This window comes from Endobacterium panacihumi (assembly GCF_050847465.1).
GTDB lineage: Bacteria > Pseudomonadota > Alphaproteobacteria > Rhizobiales > Rhizobiaceae > Neorhizobium > Neorhizobium panacihumi.
Genome location: NZ_JBOZRA010000001.1, coordinates 1,931,130 through 1,950,764, shown reverse-complemented (window position 1 = coordinate 1,950,764; position 19,635 = coordinate 1,931,130). Strand labels below are relative to the sequence as shown.

General features: G+C 61.7%; 15 protein-coding genes. 8 read left to right on the top strand and 7 right to left on the bottom strand.

Features of this window, described 5'->3' with window-relative positions:
* Positions 1-23 precede the first annotated feature (23 nt).
* From ACRQ1B_RS09700 to ACRQ1B_RS09690, 3 genes are all read right to left on the bottom strand, one after another.
* A complete protein-coding gene (locus tag ACRQ1B_RS09700) occupies positions 24-800 on the bottom strand; it encodes a TIGR02186 family protein (RefSeq protein ID WP_432293857.1) in 777 nt (258 codons plus the stop codon).
* Between the two features lie 29 nt (positions 801-829).
* Positions 830-1,750 carry a sulfite exporter TauE/SafE family protein gene (locus ACRQ1B_RS09695; protein ID WP_432293367.1) on the bottom strand — a complete coding sequence of 307 codons (921 nt, stop codon included), beginning with the start codon at positions 1,748-1,750 and terminating at the stop codon, positions 830-832.
* A 258-nt stretch (positions 1,751-2,008) separates the two neighbouring features.
* Positions 2,009-6,079 (bottom strand): peptidoglycan-binding protein, encoded by a 4,071-nt coding sequence (locus ACRQ1B_RS09690; RefSeq protein WP_432293366.1) that lies wholly within the window; start codon positions 6,077-6,079, stop codon positions 2,009-2,011.
* A gap of 397 nt (positions 6,080-6,476) precedes the next feature.
* On the opposite strand from ACRQ1B_RS09690, the gene ACRQ1B_RS09685 reads away from it, so the two are divergent.
* On the top strand, positions 6,477-7,766 hold the full coding sequence (locus ACRQ1B_RS09685; RefSeq protein ID WP_432293365.1) for a hypothetical protein: 1,290 nt from the start codon (positions 6,477-6,479) through the stop codon (positions 7,764-7,766).
* A 1-nt stretch (position 7,767) separates the two neighbouring features.
* On the opposite strand, the gene ACRQ1B_RS09680 is transcribed toward ACRQ1B_RS09685, so the two are convergent.
* From ACRQ1B_RS09680 to ACRQ1B_RS09670, 3 genes are read right to left on the bottom strand one after another with little or no spacing between them, the layout of a single operon-like run.
* Positions 7,768-8,349 carry a hypothetical protein gene (locus ACRQ1B_RS09680; RefSeq protein ID WP_432293364.1) on the bottom strand — a complete coding sequence of 194 codons (582 nt, stop codon included), beginning with the start codon at positions 8,347-8,349 and terminating at the stop codon, positions 7,768-7,770.
* Positions 8,339-8,899: a hypothetical protein gene (locus tag ACRQ1B_RS09675; RefSeq protein WP_432293363.1), complete on the bottom strand. Its 561-nt coding sequence runs from the start codon at positions 8,897-8,899 to the stop codon at positions 8,339-8,341. Before ACRQ1B_RS09675 ends, ACRQ1B_RS09680 begins: the two co-directional genes overlap by 11 nt.
* Positions 8,899-9,507 carry a hypothetical protein gene (locus ACRQ1B_RS09670; protein ID WP_432293362.1) on the bottom strand — a complete coding sequence of 203 codons (609 nt, stop codon included), beginning with the start codon at positions 9,505-9,507 and terminating at the stop codon, positions 8,899-8,901. Before ACRQ1B_RS09670 ends, ACRQ1B_RS09675 begins: the two co-directional genes overlap by 1 nt.
* Before the next feature lie 206 nt (positions 9,508-9,713).
* Here ACRQ1B_RS09670 and ACRQ1B_RS09665 point away from each other — a divergent pair, with 206 nt between their 5' ends.
* The gene (locus ACRQ1B_RS09665; RefSeq protein ID WP_432293361.1) at positions 9,714-10,391 is read left to right on the top strand and encodes a FadR/GntR family transcriptional regulator; all 678 of its coding nucleotides are present in this window, start codon (positions 9,714-9,716) and stop codon (positions 10,389-10,391) included.
* 38 nt (positions 10,392-10,429) lie between these two features.
* Positions 10,430-11,713, top strand: coding sequence for a CynX/NimT family MFS transporter (locus ACRQ1B_RS09660; protein WP_432293856.1), 1,284 nt, complete (start codon positions 10,430-10,432; stop codon positions 11,711-11,713).
* Between the two features lie 3 nt (positions 11,714-11,716).
* Here the strand turns inward: ACRQ1B_RS09660 and ACRQ1B_RS09655 are convergent, their stop codons facing one another.
* Positions 11,717-13,174: a GAD-like domain-containing protein gene (locus tag ACRQ1B_RS09655; protein ID WP_432293360.1), complete on the bottom strand. Its 1,458-nt coding sequence runs from the start codon at positions 13,172-13,174 to the stop codon at positions 11,717-11,719.
* A 289-nt stretch (positions 13,175-13,463) separates the two neighbouring features.
* Here ACRQ1B_RS09655 and ACRQ1B_RS09650 point away from each other — a divergent pair, with 289 nt between their 5' ends.
* The 5 genes from ACRQ1B_RS09650 to ACRQ1B_RS09630 all read left to right on the top strand — a co-directional run bounded on the left by ACRQ1B_RS09650 (position 13,464) and on the right by ACRQ1B_RS09630 (position 19,521).
* The gene (locus ACRQ1B_RS09650) at positions 13,464-15,257 is read left to right on the top strand and encodes an acyl-CoA dehydrogenase C-terminal domain-containing protein (RefSeq protein ID WP_432293359.1); all 1,794 of its coding nucleotides are present in this window, start codon (positions 13,464-13,466) and stop codon (positions 15,255-15,257) included.
* A 53-nt stretch (positions 15,258-15,310) separates the two neighbouring features.
* Complete coding sequence (locus tag ACRQ1B_RS09645; protein WP_432293358.1) at positions 15,311-15,574, top strand: AbrB/MazE/SpoVT family DNA-binding domain-containing protein; 264 nt, start codon at positions 15,311-15,313, stop codon at positions 15,572-15,574.
* Positions 15,574-15,903: a type II toxin-antitoxin system PemK/MazF family toxin gene (locus ACRQ1B_RS09640; RefSeq protein ID WP_432293357.1), complete on the top strand. Its 330-nt coding sequence runs from the start codon at positions 15,574-15,576 to the stop codon at positions 15,901-15,903. Before ACRQ1B_RS09645 ends, ACRQ1B_RS09640 begins: the two co-directional genes overlap by 1 nt.
* Before the next feature lie 72 nt (positions 15,904-15,975).
* A complete protein-coding gene (locus ACRQ1B_RS09635) occupies positions 15,976-17,184 on the top strand; it encodes an acetyl-CoA C-acetyltransferase (protein WP_432293356.1) in 1,209 nt (402 codons plus the stop codon).
* A 120-nt stretch (positions 17,185-17,304) separates the two neighbouring features.
* The gene (locus ACRQ1B_RS09630; RefSeq protein ID WP_432293355.1) at positions 17,305-19,521 is read left to right on the top strand and encodes an FAD-dependent oxidoreductase; all 2,217 of its coding nucleotides are present in this window, start codon (positions 17,305-17,307) and stop codon (positions 19,519-19,521) included.
* The last annotated feature ends 114 nt before the right edge of the window (positions 19,522-19,635 follow it).

Here is a 19,635-nt window from a genome sequence, read left to right as displayed (position 1 = left end):
CAGAGCCGTCGTTAAGACGCCACTCACTTCTTGCGGAAAATCAAACTCGCGCCCCAGCCGGTCACCAGCGCGATCATCACGCACAAAATGCCGTAGAGGATCGGCTGGTTGTGGGCCGCATCGGTGATCTGCTGCTCGATGCCTGTCTTGTTGACGCGCAGCGGCAGTTCGCGTTCGGTCAGCAGCGTGCCGCTCTTGAACAGATAGGCGCGCACCATGTGCACGCCATCCGGCACGTTGGCCGGCAGGCGCAGGCTGGCGCGAAACAGGCTGGACGAGACGAAACGCACGCCGCCAAAGTCATGCTGGTAAAGCCCGCCTGCCAGTTTCAGGCGGCGATAGGCCTCGCGGAATTCGGTCAGGTTGCCGGCATTGCCGACATAACCGGTCGGTGACAGGCGCATGTGGTCGGTGCCGATCGGCAAGCCGCCTTCGCCCGTCAGGATATCGTCGATCTGCCGGGTTGCCGCCACCGAATAGGAGGCCGGCACCTGTTCGAACGTCATGGATTCGGTATTGACCCAGATGCCGAGAACGCGGCTTTTCTTGCGCACCGTGGCATAGTCCAGCGGTCCTTCCAGCGTCACCACCACATCATACTGGCCGATCGCCAACAACAGTTCGTCGGCATTGGTCAGCGCACCAAAGATCGTCAGGTCGGCGCCGCGAAAATCCGAGGCGATGGCGATTTCGCTGGTCGAGGTGCCGATTTCCAACCCTTCCTTGGCGGTCGTTGCCTCGCCGAATGGCACCTGTGCGGCAGCCGTCTGGCCGAAAAAGGTGAGGGCAGCGATGAGCATGAAACGACGAAGGACAGAACCAAGCAACATCAGAAAGCTCCGATGCTGACGGAATAGAGATCGGCCGGCGTCACCACCAGCGTCACGGCAAGGCGCAGCGCCACGGCGAGAACCAGCAGCGCCAGAAGCGCGCGCAGCTGTTCGCCGCGCAGTTTCTGGCCGACGCGCACGCCATATTGCGCGCCGATCACGCCAGCCACCATCAGGATGGTGGCAAGCACGATATCGACGGAATAGTTGGTCGCCGCCTGCACCATGGTCGTATAGGCGGTGACGAAAATGATCTGGAACAGCGAGGTGCCGACAACGACATTGGTCGGGATGCGCAACAGATAGATCATCGCCGGCACCATGATGAAGCCGCCGCCGACACCCATGACCGATGTCAGCACGCCGATGGCAAAACCCAGCGCCACGACCGGGATGGCCGACAGATAGATCTTTGATTTCTTGAAGCGCATCTTGAAGGGCAGCCGATGCACCCATGTGTGGTGGCCGGGCCGTTTCAGCGTCGCGGGCTCGTTCCGTGAGGCGCGGCGCAGTGCCCTGACACTTTCGTTCAGCATCAGCGTGCCGACGGTGCCGAGCAGAAGCACGTAGAGAATGGCGATGAAGAGATCGAGCTGACCGATGCTGCGCAACCAGGAAAACACCCAGATACCCGCCGTGGCGCCCAACAGACCGCCGACCAGCAGCACCGTTCCGAGTTTTATGTCGAGCGTGCCGCGCCTGAAATGGGTAATCGCTCCGGAGACCGACGAAGCCACGACCTGGTTGGCGCCGGTGGCAACGGCCACGACCGGGGGGATGTTATAGAAGATCAGAAGCGGCGTGATCAGAAAGCCGCCGCCAACGCCGAACATGCCGGACAGAAAGCCGACCGCCGCACCCATGCCGAGGATGATGAAAATGTTCACCGAAAGCTCTGCAATCGGCAGATAGACAGTCACGGTCAACCTCGAACGGCTTCGCCGTCGCGGGCGGTGGTCGCGTTGCGTAACCGCCCGTTGCGGCGATGAGAAAACAATGCCGGCCATACGTCTTGTCAGACGCGGCCGGACCCGATTGTCATGCGCCCGCCCATTAAACAGGTCAATCCATAAGCTTGGATTAATGCGGCATTTTTCCTATCGATGACGTGCGTCCATGATGCAGAAAAGCGCGCGAGCCTTTCGGCCGCGCGCTTTTGAAAAATCGATGATGCCCAATCAGCCCTGATTGGCGGCCAGAAGCTTGCGCACCAGCGGTTCGCTGACCTTGCCGTCCGGTTCGAGACCATTGGCCTTCTGGAAGGCGGTAATGGCTGCAACGGTCTTGGTGCCCATCTTGCCGTCCGGCGCGCCGGCATCAAAACCGTTCTTGTTCAGAATGGCCTGGATGTTGCGGATCGCCTTTTCCATGTCGACCGAAGCGGTCTTTTCGCCCTTGCCCACCCATTCGTCCGGCAGGTTGACGCTGTTGGCATTCGGATCGACCGGCTTCACCTGCCACTGGGCCGCTTCCGCCTTGGCGGCGTCCAGCTGTGCCGGGGACATGGCGTTGCCCACCTCATCGCGTTTCTGCGCCGCATCCTGATCGCCGCCGCGGGCCGCAACCGCAAACCACTTGTAGGAAGCGTTGAGGTTCTGCGGCACGCCGTTGCCGCGTGCATAGAGGATGGCGAGGTTGAACTGGCTGTCGGAAACGCCCAGATCGGCAGCTTTTTCGAACCAGCCGACGGCCTTGGCATAATCCGGCGTGCCGCTGGCACCCGATGCGTAGAGCACGGCGAGATTGTGCATGGCGCTGGCATTGCCGGCATTGGCCGCCTGCTCGTAGAAGCTCATTGCCCTGCCGAAGTCGCGGGGAACACCGGTGCCCTTTTCGTAAAGGTTGGCGACACGGTATTGCGCCGGCGCCAGACCACGCTGCGCTGCCATTTCATACCAGCGCACGGCTTCCGGTAGGTTTGTCGCAACGCCGCGACCATCCTGATAACGGGCACCGATTTCGAACAGAGCCTGTGCATCACCGGCCGCGGCCGCATCGGCCAGCGATTTCGGCCCCATCGTGGCCGGAACCTCGATGGCTGCCTGCGGTGCAGCGAGTGCCTGTTCCGGGGCAGAAGCCTGCGTTTCGGCCTCAGATATCGCCTCATCAACGGATTGTGCCGGTGCGGCATCCGTCGGCGGCATCGTCGATTGCGCGACATCCGGCAAAGATGCGGAGGCATCTGCGCCATCGACAGCTGTAGCCGGTGCCTCATCAGCCGCGTTCTGCGCGGAGAGATCTGTCTCGTTGGCCGGCAGTCCGGTTTCGGCCTGTTCCGGCGTTGCGCCCTGTTCCAGCATGCCGATTTCCGGCGGTGCAACAGGTGCGTCATCGCCGCGCGTCAAGGTGTTGACCAGTGGCATGGCCATCAGTGCCAGAAGCACGGCGCCGACGGCGAGCAGGATCGGCTTGCGATGTTTGGCAAACGCTGCGGAAAGCCCGCCGCCTTTGCCACCTTCAGCCTTCAACACGGCGGCGCGTCCGGCTTTCACGGCACTGTTCTTGTCAGCCTTGGCCTTGCCTTTGCCGCGCTGGCCTGCGGAAACGGCAAGCGTCGGATCGGTTTCCATGGCAGCCGCCTTGGCGGCACGGCGGGCGGCAGCGATATAATCGACGCTTTCGCCGTCACTTGCTGCAGCATTGCCGGAAACGCCGGCCTGGCTGGCCCGAACGCGTTCCAATATCTTCTTGACGTCCGGCATGCCGGAACCCGGCTCCAGCGGCACGTTCTGCTGTTCCGGCGGCAGCATGTCGACAGGATCGATCGAAGGCGTCGGCTCTACGATGGCGCGGCCGCTGGCTACAGGCTCGGGCTCCCGGTGTCCGGATAGAAGACGCTTCATGCCACCGAGAAGGCTGCCACGCGATTTCTCGCTGGCGGCGATCGCGCGACCTTCCTTGTCGGCGGTACGCTGCGCGGTTTCAAGATCGTCGCTCGCCTCGTTATTGTCGAGGAGACCGCTTTCCAGATCGTCGGCAAACAGGGCGCGTTCGTCCAGCCGGTCTTCAGCCGGAAGGGCAACGGAATTGTGCAGGTCGTCGCCACCGGCAAACATCGGCACCGTCGCTTTCGGCATGACAGGCGCGGCCTGGGCGGCAGGCGCGGCCTGTGCGACATGCGCTGCTTGTGCGATAGGCGCGGCCTGCATGGATGTTCTCGTCGGCGCAGACGAAGAAGCCGCGGCAGGGCGTGCCTGCTCAAAACTTCCCTGGCGGGCAATGCTGCCTTCCATCGTGTCCAGCCGGTCGGCAATGCTCACCAGCGTCCGGTGCAGCATTTCAAATGTCTGGTGCGTCCGTTCTTCCGATCCGCGTGTCAGGTCTTCCAGATGGCGCAGGTCTTCGGCAAGCGCCGTCAGCGCACCCATGTCCGGTGCCGCACCGCCTGATGCCGCGCCGTTGCGGGCATAGGCCTCCACCACCGCTTCGGCGGCCTGACGGGCCGCCTCGATCACATATTCGTCGCTGGTCGCCATATAACCTTCGATGGCCGACATGCGCTCTTCGAAGGCGGCGGGCAGCTCAAACGCTTCCGGTGCCGGCTTCGGTTCGCTGATCAGGCGCGAAAGATTGGCGATCTGGTCTTCGAGATTGCGCAGCGCATCGTTGTCGCTGGCCGGTGCCGTCGCCGCATCGTCCAGGCGTGCGGCGATGTCGCTGAGGCGACCTTCCAGACGGCCGAACAGCGCGTTGTCGACTGGTGCCGCCGGCTGCGCGATCTCGATTTCCTCGATCCGGCGAGAAATGGTATCCAGCCGCTCGGCCAGCGCGTCGTTGACCGAGCCCTGTTCCAAGGCGTCGATCTTGCGGGAAATGTCGGACAGGTAACCGGTCAGCTCGGCGGGCTGGGCCGGCTGCTGCACGCGTTCCATCAGAATGGCGAGGTCTTCCAGACGCTCGTCCAGACGCATCGCGCCCTGTTCGCGGGAAAAATCGTCGATCTTGCGGGCCAGCGCCTCGATGCGCACGCCCATTTCGTCGTCCATGGCGCTGGAGGCCGGAATGGCAGACTGCAGCGCATCGCGATGCATGGCGTCGATCTGGTCGGCAAGGCCTTCAAGCCGGCTTTCAAGCCTGCCGATCATGCCATGGTCGAGTGCGGCATCGGCCGAGGCGCGGCTGCTTGCGGCCAGCGCACGGCTGATCTCGTCCAAACGTTTGTCGAGCACGGAAAACTGCTCGACGATCATCGGGTCGTTATGCGGAACCATATTGTTGCCGAGCTGTTCGACGGCTGCCGCCAGCGTCAGCAGCTTGTCTTCCAGCGCAAGGATCGCCCTGTTGTCGCCAACGGCGCCCAGTTGCGTCTTGATGTCGTCGATCCGGTAGGCCAGCGCCACCAGTTCGTCGCGCAGCGCCTGCGGGTCGGCTTCGAGCACACGCTCTTCCAGCCCCTGCATCTGGTTGCCCATGCGCTGCACGGTGTCTTCGCGGGCAAGGCCCTGCATGGCTGTACGCAGACCTTCGAATTCCTCGCGCAGGTCTTCCGTTTCCGGCGCGCCGCGATGGTTGAGATTGCCGATGCTGTCGGCCAGCCGCGCAAGGTCGTTGCGCATGTCATCGGCAAAATGACGGTCCTCGGCAATGGCGCGGATCGAGCGGATTTCCGTCCGCAGCCCGTCCATCTCGCGGGCAACGCCTTGCGAAATATCCTGCTTCAGGTCCTGCCGAAGGCTGACCAGCGCCTCGGCGATATCGTTCATGATCGCGTCCGGCAGCACGGCCGTGGTCGCGGCAGGCGCGGCGGCTCGAGCGGCGACTGCCGAAGCCAGCGGGCGGTTCTGGGGAGCCGATGGCAGCGGGCGGCTTTCGGCACGCGGCGCACGGTTGTCGGCGTAAGCTACGGCTGCCTGAGCAACGGGGCGGCGCGGTGCGACCGGTGCACGCGGAGCGGGCTCGGCATAGGCTCCCGGCGGGCGCACGTCGCGCTCCACCGGGTGCGTCTCGCGCTGCGGATGACGAGCTGCATCAAGCGCACGCTGGCGGCGACGGATTTCTTCGAGCGGATTGAGTTGTCCTGCCGGCTGCGGTGCTGCCTGCTGTGGAGCCGGCTGATCGGTATACCGACGCTGGTCACGGCCATCAGCCGTCTGACGGTCGGCATTCTGGCGGTCACTGGCCTGACGGTCGCGGCTGGATGAATGCATCAGCCCTTCGATCCGTGCCTCCAGCCCTTCGATCGTACGGTTGAGCGCGTCCAGGGAGGACGTCTCGCCGCGACGGGATGGCGTGGGTCGTGATCCGTTCATGGTCTCGCTCGCTTCGACAGCGCGGATTGCAACAACCCGCTGATTGGTATTCGCCGACGATGCCGGGTGAGCGACATCGCAGGTTACCACTCCTGAAGAGAATGCCGGACAGGACTTTCCTCAACCTTGAGTGGTTGCAGCTCCCTCAATAGACAACGCGAGACAAAAGAATGAGGTGCGCCACGACTAGTTCAGAGCGCACAATCCACCAAACGTGGTAAACAGCCGGTTAACCCCGGTAGGGTTTTTTAACTTTTGCTGTTGGATGCCGGCTTCCCGGCCGTTTTCGGCAGGCCGGTGCATAATGGGCCGGATGGCACCGGTTGGAAATTGACCCGCTTTTTGGCTTGGTGTTAGGTTTCGCGCCGCCCGCCGTCGACAACTGGTGACAACGAGAATGCAGTCCGCCCAGCCGATCCCGACCGTCAGCGGTCTGCGCATTGCGTCGCGTCAGTTGCAACTGACCTTTCACCTGCTGTTCCGTTTCTGGCCGCAACTGGCCGCCCTCTGGTTGCTCGGCTTCATCGGCAACCTGCTGCTTAACGAGTTTGCCGCCGCGATCGGCCGCTGGAATTCACTGGCCGGTCTGTCGATGTTGGCCATCGTCGTGCTGTTGAAACTGGTCGTCATCGTCGCTCTATTCGAAACGGTTCGCCCGGGCCTGCCGACGCTCGATGCCGCTTCGCGCGCGCCAGCAGACCAGCCGGATGTGCCGCAGGATGGCCGCACAAATTTCGTCACCGCGCTTGCCCTGACGCTGGTGCCGTTTTTCGCCTTTTACGCCGCATGGGGGTTTCTCTCCGATACGGTGCGGGATTATTCGCGCCTGTCGCTTGATCTTTTCATGGCGGGTGAAGCGACCGGCCTTTTGAAAGTCAACGGCGGCGCATGGCTGTTCGTGTCCGTCGCGGTCGCCTGGGCCGTACGCCGTTTCGCCAAGTTCATGCACAAGCGTTCGAAAGCCTCTATCTGGCCGATCGTCATCGTCGTCTGCGAGGCCAACTGGGCATTTATCGGCCTCTTCGTGGTGTCCCAGTGGCAGAGCGATATCCGTGCCTGGTTCAGCCATCTGCCGGATATGATCGGGCGTTTCCTCGGTCTGCTGCAGCCGGTCAGCAATGCGTCTGCCCAGACACACCTGGCGATACCGCCGGAAATGGCCTCGGCCCCGCTTGGCCAGCAGATCAAGGGCGTTTTCCTTTACGCACTCTATCCCGTCGTCTGGCTCACACTCGCCGCACTCGTCTACGGTTATGACATCAACGGTGAGCCGCAGGTCGGCGAAGGCCGGCTGTCGCGTGCCGTCTCCCGCTGGCAGGCCTTGCCGAAGGCGGCGCGTGATTTCATAGGACATTTCATTACCGGCACGCTGAAACGCTACCGGACGCTGGCAGAAGGTGTCGGCCTGGCACTCAGCTCCGGCATCGGCCTGCTTCTGGTCACCATCGTTTTTTACCGCCTGCTGGATTGGGGCGCCGCCTGGACCTGGTTCGGCCTCACGCAAATCATTGGCCCCCATGACCTTCAGGTCTGGCAGATTTTTGCGCAGGGCATTTCGGTGCTGCTTGGCACGCCCAGCGCACCGGGCGATGGCCTTCTGATCATGCCGATCAAGGTATGCCTGCTGGCAGCCACGCTGGAGATCGGTTTTGCGCAGGGGCGCGAATGGCGCCGCCGGGCATCATGAATTAGAGCCCGAGCGGCAGCGAAATCGCCTTCGGCCGTGACGCGGCAAAGCTCAGGCGCGCGACAAGTTTGGGGGCGGCATCGGCCGGCACCACGAATTTTTCCTCGATCATCACGGCGCTGTTCTTCTTCGGCGGCGTCAGCGAGGTGATGCTGCAGCCCTTGATCGGATCGACCTTCGGCTCGAGATCGCGGCTGATGTCGTTGGACAGCGATACCTCCAGCGGCAGCCAGCGGCGGCCCGTATCGTCGGTCAGGCTCACCTGGCATTGGCTCCAACCATCGCCGATATCATCATGCGCGGTTGCCACCAGCCGCACCACGACCAGCCGCATCGCGCCTGGAAATTTCAGGTCCGTATCGCGCCCGTCACCGATCAGCCGCACCTTTTCCAGCCGCCAGCGCGCGCCGGCATAATCGAGATCACCTGTGCTGGTATCTGTTGCCGCCACGATCTCGCTTTCGCTGCGGCGAGACTGTTCCTCGATATTGCGCCAGGCATTGATGCGGAATGCGACCACCACCAGCACCGGAACGCTCACCAGCGAAAGCCAGAACCACTTTCTTTCGCGGTTAAATGCCATTCTTGCCGATCTCCAGCCTGTCGCGCGATGTGATGCCGTTCTGCTCCAGCTTTATGTGAAGTTCGTCCGCAAGCTGCGGCCCATATTGCCGTGACAGAACCAGCACCATGTCGCGTGTCTCTTCCTCCGGCATTTCGAAAATGTAGATGCCGGTGGTCGGCAGGCCCGGCTGTACCGTCTTGGCAGAAAGCACATTCGGCGCGGCCTGGGCACGCTGCGACTGGTGATAGAGCCGACCCGACGTGCCGATGATGGTTGCACCCCGCACCGGCATGGTTTCGCGCATTGCATGCAGTTCCGCGGACACGATGACCCACGTGCCGGAACTCTGGCGCTCGGCGACACGGCCGAACTGGTCCCATAAAAGCGTTTTCGCCTTCTGCACCTGCCTTACCTGCGCGCTGAACATGGTGCCGGAAACCGTCTCTGCCTGCCGTCCTTCGGTCCTGATCGGCCCGGTCAGCATGGCATAGGGCGGCGTCGTTGCCTGCAGCGCGGCCAGCACCGCCGCCGATACGGCGATCATGACGAGGAGAGAAACAAGGCGCATCAGGGTTTCGCCTCTGCGCCGGTCGGCGCGGATGCGGCAGGTGCCAATGGCAGCGCCACCTCAGCCACGCTGCCGGCCGAAAACCAGCCCGGCGCGGCATAGAGATTGTCGCGCGGCTTGAACTTTTCGCCCTCGACCTTGACCTTCAGTTGTTTCGGCAAGGTCAGGTCGGCTGGCACCTGCCAGATGGCTTTCACCGCCTCCGGCATCATCGGCTGCATGTCCCACAAAATGTCCTTGTCGCGCATCAGATAGAATTGCGGATTTGGCGCATCGGGAATGTTTTGAAGCTTTATCAGGTCGCGATAGATATTCGAACTTTCGGCCGACAGATTTTCCAGCACCAGATCTATGGCAATGGCCCGGCTGCCCGGTGCCACATGGGATCCATTCGGCATGTCGCCGCCGCTGACAGCGGCATTCAGCGACACTTTCCACCGCCCGGCATCGATGGGCGTGGCGGCAGCCACTTGCGGAATGATCTCCGCCTGTCGTTTTTCATAGAGCGAATAACCGAGCGAGATCGCCGCCGCCAGCAGACCGCCAATACCCGCCAGAAGCTTGGTCAGCATGGCCTTGTTGGTTTTTCGGCTGATCGGCTTGAGCATGAATATCCAGTCCTCGGGCGAGGCAAGAGTCAGATCATTTTTTCGCGCGAACCAAAGTCGTCTGTGTCAGTCCAAAAGCCTGCTCTCGAAACCGTGAGAGATTTAGCATTGCACGTGCGATTGTCCACCTCTTCGGCTTCCGCTTGACGACAGTGCCACGCAGGCATATTGACAAAAGTCATCAGATGACTTGATGAAATAGAGCCATGCAGACACTCAGCAAATCCAGCCTCACCGAGAGTGCCGCGCAAGCGATCCGCACCGAAATCACCGCTGGCCGCTGGGCCATCGGCGCGAAACTGCCCAATGAAGCCAGCCTTTCGGCCACGCTGTCGGTCAGTCGCGGCACGGTGCGCGAGGCCGTGCGTGTTCTCGTTGCGCAAGGCTTTCTGGAAACCCGGCAGGGGTCAGGCACCTATGTTCTTTCCAGCACGGATACATCGAAAACCTTCGACATGGCCCGTCGCACCAGCCTGCGCGACCAGTTTGAGGCGCGCTGTGCGCTCGATGTCGAGGCGGCACGGCTGGCCGCCATTCGCCACACGCCGCAGGTGATCGCCGATCTGCGCCGCCTGCTGATGGAGCGCGGCAATTACGAGGGTGGCGACAAGACCGAATTCGTTGCCCGCGACCTCGCCTTCCACAAGGCCGTCATCGCTGCGTCGGGCAACCGCGCCCTGATGGAGATCTACACCTTCTTTTCCGCCACCATCGCCGAGACCATCGAGGCGACGATTTCTGCCGAAGTGCCCGAACCCGACATGCAGGCGCATGCCGATATCATCGATGCCATCGAAACCGGCGATCCCGATGCGGCCTCCGCCGCCGTGCGCCGGTTCATGGCTCCCGTCTTTTCCGCACTGGATACATTGTTGCAGCCATGACCTCTTTTCCACGTTCCGCCACGGCCAATACATCCAGCATGGCCGACCATCGCACCAACGAAACCACCATCGATCCCGTCGAGGAAACGCTGGTCGATGCCGAAATCGATACCGTTCCGGTACCGGCCCCACCGCAACTGGGCACGTTCGGCCGCGTGGCTCTCGGCGCCAGCCTCGTGCTGATCGCGTTTAACCTGCGTCCGGTCTTTTCCAGCGCCTCGGCGCTTTTGCCGGAAATCCGTTCGGAAATGGGCCTGTCTTCGCTTGGCGCCAGCCTGCTCACCACGCTGCCGGTCGTCTGCCTCGGTGCCTTTTCGCCACTGGCGCCAAGGCTTGCACAACGTTTCGGCTCGGAGCGCACGCTGCTCGGCGTGCTCATCTTCCTGGCCTTCGGCACGGCCTTGCGCGGCCTGTCCTCCATGCCGCTTCTGTTTTTCGGTACCGCGCTGGCGGGCGCCTGCATCGCCATCGGCAATGTGCTTCTGCCCGGCCTGGTGAAACGTGATTTTCCCAAACAGGCAGCCCTGATGACCGGGCTTTACACCATGGCGCTCTGCGCCGGGGCCGCCAGTGCTGCCGGCCTGACGTTGCCGATCGAAAAGGCGCTGGGCGGTTCCATGGCAGCCGCCCTTGCCATATGGGCACTGCCGGCGGTCGCTATCGCACTCCTCTGGCTGCCGCAGGTGTTTCTCGCCAAACGTCAGTCCGGCCGCAGCGGTTTTCGGGTCGAAGGCCTGTGGCGGGATCGCCTCGCCTGGAACGTCACCCTGTTCATGGGCCTGCAGTCGGCGCTCGCCTACAGCGTTTTCGGCTGGCTGGTGCCGATCCTGCGCGATCGCGGGCTGGATGGCGTTACTGCCGGTGCCATCGTCTCCGCGTCTGTCATGGTGCAGGCCGCCTCCTGCCTTGTCGTGCCGCATATCGCCGTGCGCGGCAAAAGCCAGAGCGTCATCAACGTCACGCTCTGCGCCTTTGCCGTCGTGGCTCTGATCGGTCTTCTCTTCGCTCCGCTTTCCACCGTCTGGGTGTGGGCGGTGCTGCAGGGCATCGGCCAAGGCGGTCTCATCGCCGCCGCCATGACCGTCATCGTGCTGCGCTCGGGTGATCCGCATGTCGCGGCGCATCTCTCCGGCATGGCGCAATGTGTAGGTTATCTGCTGGCCGCCATCGGCCCGCTGATCGTCGGCGTCATCAGGGGAGCAACGGGCAGTTTCGCCTGGTGCGCGGTGCTGTTCGTCGCCATCGGCGCCGTCGCTGCCTTCAACGGCTGGCGCGCGGGCAGGGCGCTGCATGTGGAGGCGAGAACGGTTGAAACGGCCTGAGGCCTAATCGGTGGAAACCTGATCCAGTTTCGGCGAACGTGTCGTCAGAAGATCGCCGACCTTTGGTCCATGCTTGATCGTGCCATCCGCACCACGCTGGTACCGTATGCCCACTTCGCAGGCATGCGGCGCCATGCCCCAGATCCAGCCGATCAGGTTCCTTTCCGTATGCGCCGGAGAATAGAGCGGCATGTTATGGCGCAAACCGTCGTCCTCGCCGAGATCGAACGTGCACATCACCGTTCCTTCGCCATCGTCCTCTTCATCGAGAACGGGCTCTGCCACATGGGTAATGCGGGGCATGAGAGGCTCCTCATGCACCAGTTCCCGCAGGTTCTGCGGCATGTCGGTCATGGGCGGCGCGGCGCGGTCATCATCCGGGTTTTCGATAAATTCATCTTCGAGCACCACGCTGCGGAAATAGTACTTGCTGCTGCCGATTGTGCCGCGACCACCGATCGCGGTGGCGATATTCTTCAACTCACCGAATTGCAGGAGAAGGGTTTCACCGCCCGTGCGCATGACGAGCAGTTCGTCGTCACGCGCATCGCTTCCCAATGAATCACCGCGCAGCCGGATGTCGAGCACCAGCTTGGTATCGCCATCCGCATTACGTTCGCTCTCGTAAGGGCCGGCATAGGAGCGCACCTCTGTACGCTCAAAAGTCTGGTAGTGGATACGCCAGAACAGCAGCTGGTATTGGCCATCCGACTGGAGCGCCAGAAGCCGGTGCCAGTCGCTGTAGGAGGAGAGATACAGACCGGTCAGATCGTCGCCTGTTGCAGAATTGGCAAACATGTCGCGATAGGCATCCGGAATGGCTTCCGCCAGCGTGTTCGGCTTTTCGCCTTTCTTTTTCGGCGGGTCCACGGCATCGCGCAGGCGATGGTGCATTTCCACGGCATCGACTTTCTTGATCTGCAACATCTGCATGGTCAGCAGCATCTGGTTGATCTCATAGGCTTCGCCGGTCGCCAGCGGCCCGTTTTCCTCACGCGCGACCTTTTCCGTGGCCGCCGGTATCAGGCTTTCCAGCGCGGCCGTGTCGCAGAGAAAGCCGTTGAAGAAGTCGTCGAGTTTCCAGGTCAGCACATCCGTTTCTTTCGAGACCGGATCGAAATAGGCGACGTCCTCTTCGGTATCCGTCAGACGTCGGTAATACAGAAGTATGCCAAAGGGTGTCATGGCAATCGGCACGCGCACCGCCGCACCGGGCGGCGAGATGATCCAGCGGTCGAGCACCGGCTGCCAGATTGTCGGGTCGATCAGTGCCAGTTGCCGGTTGCCGTAAAAACCAAACCCCTTGCGCTGCCACAGTTCCAGTAGGCTTGCCGGGAGGATGTCCCGATAGCGCTCGACCAGTTCTGCCGGTGCCGGCGTGACCTGCCGCGATGGCGGATGTTTCTTGGTGAACTTGTGAAGGGCCGGGCGGTAAAACAGCGAGCGGAAAAAATTGAACATCGGCAAAGGGCTCCAGGACGCGGTCCCGCCAATATGGAGCCGTGGCGGCCGATGGCCATGCCAAGGGTATTTTCCCCACAAAGGCAGGTGCAGACGTGTTTGGCAGCCATAAGGCCGGCCCATGATCACGGAGTTTTGGCTGGCCCCGACCGCCCACCCGATGTTTCTTTCACGCCGTATCGGTGAACCAAAAAACTCCTCCATCACGGGATTGACGTTTACGCAAACGTCAATATTTTAACGTTGGAGTTTGCCGGTTACCACCGGCGCGCAGAGGAGGAGTTTGCGCATGCCCGTCTACAAGGCCCCCGTTGAAGATACGCTGTTCATCCTGAACGACGTGCTCGGTCTCGAACGTTTCGGCAATCTGCCCGGCTTTGCCGATGCGACGCCCGACATGATCGAGGCGATCTTGGGCGAGGCCTCGAAGGTAGCCGAGGAAGCGCTGTTCCCGCTCAATCTCTCCGGCGATCAGGAAGGCTGTGCCCGCAAGGATGATGGCTCCGTCACCGTGCCAAAAGGTTTCAAGGAAGCCTACGACCAGTATTGTCAGGGCGGCTGGATCGGTCTGGCCGTGCCGGAAGAATTTGGCGGGCAGGGGCTTCCATATACGCTGCATGCCGCCGTCGGCGAATACATGTCATCCGCCAACATGTCGCTGATGATGTATCCGGGCCTCACACAGGGCGCCATCGCCGCCATCCTCGTGCACGGGTCGGATGAGCAGAAGGCGACCTATCTGCCCAACATGATCGGCGGCACATGGTCCGGCACCATGAACCTGACGGAACCCCATTGCGGCACCGATCTCGGCCTGCTCCGTACCAAGGCCGTGCCGCAGGGCGATGGCAGCTACAAGATTTCCGGTCAGAAGATTTTCATTTCCGCCGGCGAACACGGCATGACGGATAACATCATCCATCTCGTGCTCGCCCGCATCGAAGGCGCGCCCGAAGGCACCAAGGGCATTTCGCTGTTCATCGTGCCAAAATTCATGGTGGGTGAGGATGGCTCGCTCGGTGCCCGCAACGGCGTGACCTGCGGTGCGCTCGAGGAAAAGATGGGCATCCACGGCAATTCCACCTGTGTCATGAACTATGACGATGCCACCGGTTATCTCATCGGCGCGGAAAACAAGGGCCTGTCGGCTATGTTCGTGATGATGAACGAAGCTCGCCTCGGCGTCGGCCTGCAGGGGCTGTCGATCGCCGAGACCGCCTATCAGAACGCCGTCGCTTACGCCAACGAGCGCATCCAGGGCCGTTCGCTTTCGGGCGCCAAGGCACCTGACAAAAAGGCCGATCCGATCATCGTCCACCCCGACATCCGCCGCTCGCTGATGACGATAAAGTCGTTCAACGAAGCCGGTCGCGCCTTCCTGCTCTGGACGGCGCTGAAATCCGATATCGCCCACCGCTCGCCGGATGAGAAGGAACGCCAGAATGCCGACGACCTGCTCGGCCTCGCCACGCCGATCCTGAAAGGTGTCTTGACCGACAAGGGTTTTGACCACACCGTGATGGCGCAGCAGGTGTTTGGCGGCCACGGGTATATCGAGGAACATGGCATGAGCCAGTTTGTCCGCGATGCCCGTATCGCCATGATCTACGAAGGTGCCAACGGCATCCAGGCGCTCGATCTGGTCGGCCGCAAGCTGGCGCTCAACGGCGGTCGCGCCGTCATGGCGATGTTCAAGGAAATCGGCGATTTCTGCGAGGAAAACCGCACTAATGAAGCGATGGCGCCTTTCACCAAGGCCTTGAAGAAGGGTTTGAACGACGTGCAGGCCTCGACCATGTGGTTCATGCAGAACGCCATGGCCAAGCCCGACAATGCTGGTGCCGGCTCGACCGATTACATGCACCTCTTTGGTCTCGTCACGCTCGGCTACATGTGGGCGCGCATTGCCAAGACCGCGCAGGAAAAGCTTGGCAGCGGCGATGCGCGTGAAGACTATCTGAAGAACAAACTGGTGACGGCGTGTTTCTATATGGAGAAGATCATGCCCGAAACCGCGCTGCGCAAGGTGCGCATCGAGGCGGGGGCCGATAGCGTGATGGAACTGGCGGCCGAGGCGTTCTGATTGCTGGTTGAGCGGAAAAGTTATATAAGAATATAACTTTCACGGAGGCGAAAATGGCAACGTCTACTTTACGTTCCGTCGGCGGCTCGCTGATGATGACGATACCAAAGCCGGTTTCAGAGGAGCTTGGTCTCTCGGCCAATGCAAAGGTCGATGTGACGGTTGAAGGGGGAAAGCTCGTTGCCGTCGTTACGCAGGCGCGGCCGAAATACACCTTGGAAGAGTTATTGGCGCAATGCGATCTTGATGCGCCTTTTTCCGAAGAAGATCGTGAATGGATGGATGCACCATCGGTTGGTCGGGAGATCATCGACTGATGGAACGAGGAGACATCTGGTTTGCCGATCTTGAGCCGACCAGAGGTCGGGAGCAGGCCAAGGCGCGTTATGTGATGATTGTATCGGCGCGCGCTTTCAATCAGCTTGGTGTTCAGTTGATTGCGCCCATTTCGTCTGGCGGCGAGTTCGCCCGTGCAAGAGGTTTTACGGTGTCGCTGTCCGGCGCCGGAACCAAAGCGACCGGCGTGGTGCTCTGCCACCAGATCCGGACAATCGACCTTAGGGCGCGGGAAGGCCGTTTTGTCGAAAAGGCGCCGGATTTCATCGTTGCGGAAGTGATGGGCCGGGCATCGGCCCTGTTCGAATAAACGACAGCAGGAATGAGGCGCACAAGCGCCACCCCGATCGGGGAAACAGAATGACACGGGAGAGATGACACCATGACCGAAGTCTTCATTTACGACCACGTGCGCACACCGCGCGGTCGCGGCAAGAAGGACGGCAGCCTGCACGAGGTGCCCTCCGTCCGCCTCGCCGCCAAGACGCTGGAAGCGATCCGCGACCGCAATGGTCTCGCTACCGAAACCGTCGACGACATCATCATGGGCTGCGTCGATCCGGTGATGGACAGTGGCGCCGTCATCCCCAAGGCCGCCGCCTTCGAGGCAGGCTATTCGACCAAGGCGCCCGGCATGCAGATATCCCGTTTCTGCGCCTCCGGCCTCGACGCCATCAATTTTGGCGCAGGCAAGATCGCCGCAGGCTCGGATGACATCGTCATCGCCGGCGGCGTGGAATCGATGTCGCGCGTCGGCATGGGCATGTCCGGCGGCGCCTGGTACATGGATCCCTCCGTCAATTTTCCGGCCTATTTCATGCCGCAGGGCGTCTCGGCGGATCTGATCGCCACGAAATACGGTTTTTCCCGCGATGACGTCGATGCCTACGCGGTCGAAAGCCAGAAGCGCGCCGGAAAGGCCTGGGATGCGGGCTACTTCAAGAACTCCGTTATTCCGGTCAAGGACCAGAACGGCCTGATCATCCTCGATCGCGACGAGCACATGCGCCCGACAACGGATATGCAGGCGTTGGCTTCACTTAACGCTTCCTTCCAGATGCCGGGTGAAATGGGCGGTTTCGAAGCTGTCGGCATTCAGGCCCATCCGGAAATCGAAAAGATCAATTATGTCCACCATGCCGGCAATTCGTCCGGCATCGTCGATGGCGCGGCCGCCGTGCTGATCGGCTCGAAAGCCGGCGGCGAGAGCATGGGCATCAAACCCCGTGCCCGCATCAAGGCTTTTGCCAATATCGGCTCCGACCCGGCGCTGATGCTGACCGGCCCCGTCGATGTCACCGAAAAGCTTCTCGCCCGCACCGGCATGACGATCGCCGATATCGATCTCTTCGAACTCAACGAAGCGTTTGCCGCCGTGGTTCTGCGCTACATGCAGGCCTTCGACATTTCCCACGACATCATGAACGTCAATGGCGGTGCGATTGCCATGGGCCATCCGCTCGGTGCCACCGGCGCGATGATTCTGGGCACCGTTCTGGACGAGCTGGAGCGCCGCGATCTGAACACCGCACTGGTCACGCTCTGCATCGGTGCCGGCATGGGCACCGCGACGGTTATCGAGCGGGTTTGAGGAGAGCGCTGCCCTCTCCGTCGTCATCCTCGGGTCAAGCCCGAGGATGACCCGAAGACGAAGATGACGAGAGATAGCGAAGCGGACGACATAAGATTTCAGGGAAGAGGACATCCCGACATGAGCACCTACAAAAACTTCTCCATCGAAACCGACGCAGACGGCATCGCCCTCATCACCTGGGACATGCCCGACAAGTCGATGAACGTCTTCACCGTCGAGGTGATGGACGAACTCGAAGCCCTGCTGAAACAGACGGTGGAAGATACCGCCATCAAGGGCGTGGTTTTTACCAGCGGCAAATCCTCCTTTTCCGGCGGTGCCGATCTCACCATGATCCGCGGCATGTTCTCCATGCTGCAGGAGGCCACGGCAAAAGACCCGGAAACGGCCAAGCAAAAGCTGTTCGAAGTGGCCGGCCGCATGACCTGGCTGTTTCGCGCCATTGAAACCAACGGCAAGCCCTGGGTCTCGGCCATCAACGGCACCTGCATGGGCGGCGCGTTCGAACTGTCGCTGGCCTGCCACGGCCGCGTTGCCGCCAATGGCAAGTCGGTGAAACTGGCCCTGCCGGAAGTCAAGGTCGGCATTTTTCCGGGCGCCGGCGGCACCCAGCGTGTCTCGCGCCTCACCGATGCCCAGTCCGCCCTGCAGATGATGACGACCGGCCAGTCGCTCACCCCGCAGCGCGCAAAAGCCATGGGCCTCGTGCATCAGGTGGTCGAACCGGCCGAACTGGTGAATGCCGCCAAGCAGATGATCAAGGACGGCCTGAAACCCGTCGCCCCCTGGGATGAAAAAGGCTTTAAAGCCCCCGGTGGTGGCATCTGGACGCCGGCAGCCGCCCAGCTCTGGCCGGCCGCCCCCGCCATTCTGCGCCGTGAGACGGCCGGCAATTATCCGGGCGCGCTCGCCATTCTGAAATGCGTGTATGAAGGCCTGCAGCTTCCCTTCGATACGGCGCTGAAGGTCGAACAGCGCTATTTCACGCAGATCTTGGGCACGACCGAAGCCTTTTCGATGATCCGCTCGCTGTTCATCTCCATGCAGGAACTGGGCAAGGGCGCCCGCCGCCCGGCTGGCGTTCCGAAAAGCGAGTTCAAAAAGGTCGGCGTCGTCGGTGCCGGTTTCATGGGCGCCTCGATTGCCTACGTCACCGCCGCTGCCGGCATTCCCGTGGTGCTGATCGACCGTGATCAGGACGCCGCGAACAAGGGCAAGGCCGTCTCGGAAAAGCTGGTGGCGGAAAGCGTGTCCAAGGGCCGGTTGACCAAGGAAGAGGGCGAAAAGCTGCTCTCGCTCGTCACCCCCACGCCGGATTACGCAACGCTCTCCGATGCCGATCTGGTCATCGAAGCCGTGTTCGAGGATCGCGCGGTGAAAAAGGCAGTGATCGAACAGGTCGAAGCCATCATCCCGGCCACCACGATCTTTGCCTCCAACACCTCCACCCTGCCGATCTCGGGTCTTGCGGAAAATTCGAAACGTCCGGACCAGTTCGTCGGCGTGCATTTCTTCTCGCCGGTCGAAAAGATGATGCTCACCGAAGTCATCCTCGGTGAAAAGACGGGCGACAAGGCACTGGCCACGGCGCTCGATTTTGTCGCGAAGATCAAGAAGACGCCCATCGTCGTCAACGACACACGCGGTTTCTTCGTCAATCGCTGCGTCTTCCGTTATATCAACGAGGCCTATGACATGCTGGCCGAAGGCGTGCCGGCAGCGATGATCGAAAACGCCGCAAAAATGGCCGGCATGCCGGTCGGCCCGCTTTCACTCAACGACGAGGTCGCCGTCGATCTTTCCCAGAAAATCATGAAGGCGTCGATTGCCGATCTCGGCGAGGCTTCGGTCAAACCCGGCCACATGGAACTGATCGACAAGATGGTGAACGAGCTGGACCGTCGCGGCCGCAAGAATGGCCAGGGTTTTTACGATTATCCGCCAAAGCCTGCCAAGAAGTCGCTCTGGTCTGGCCTCAAGGATCTCTATCCGCAAAAGCCGGCATCCGAAGTGGATGTCACGGTGCTGAAGCAACGCTTTCTCGTGACGATCGCTCTGGAAGCGGCCCGCACGGTGGAAGAAGGCATCGTCACCGATCCGCGCGAAGCCGATGTCGGCTCCATCCTCGGCTTCGGTTTCGCACCTTATACGGGCGGCACGCTGAGCTATATCGACGGCATGGGCGTCAAAACGTTCGTGGCGCTGGCGGAAAAGCTGGCGGCACAGTACGGCGACCATTTTGCCCCGACACCGCTGTTGAAGGACATGGCGGCGAAGGGCGAGACGTTTTATGGGCGGTTCGATCCCTATGGGAAAGTGGGGGAGGCGGCGTAAGCTGCTTTGCTGCGGGACGGTCGGTTCGGTCTTGCTGGCGGCCTGTCGCGCCCTGCCTTGAACGTCTCCGGGCTTGGCTGTGGATCCTCGGGTCAAGCCCGAGGATGACCAGGC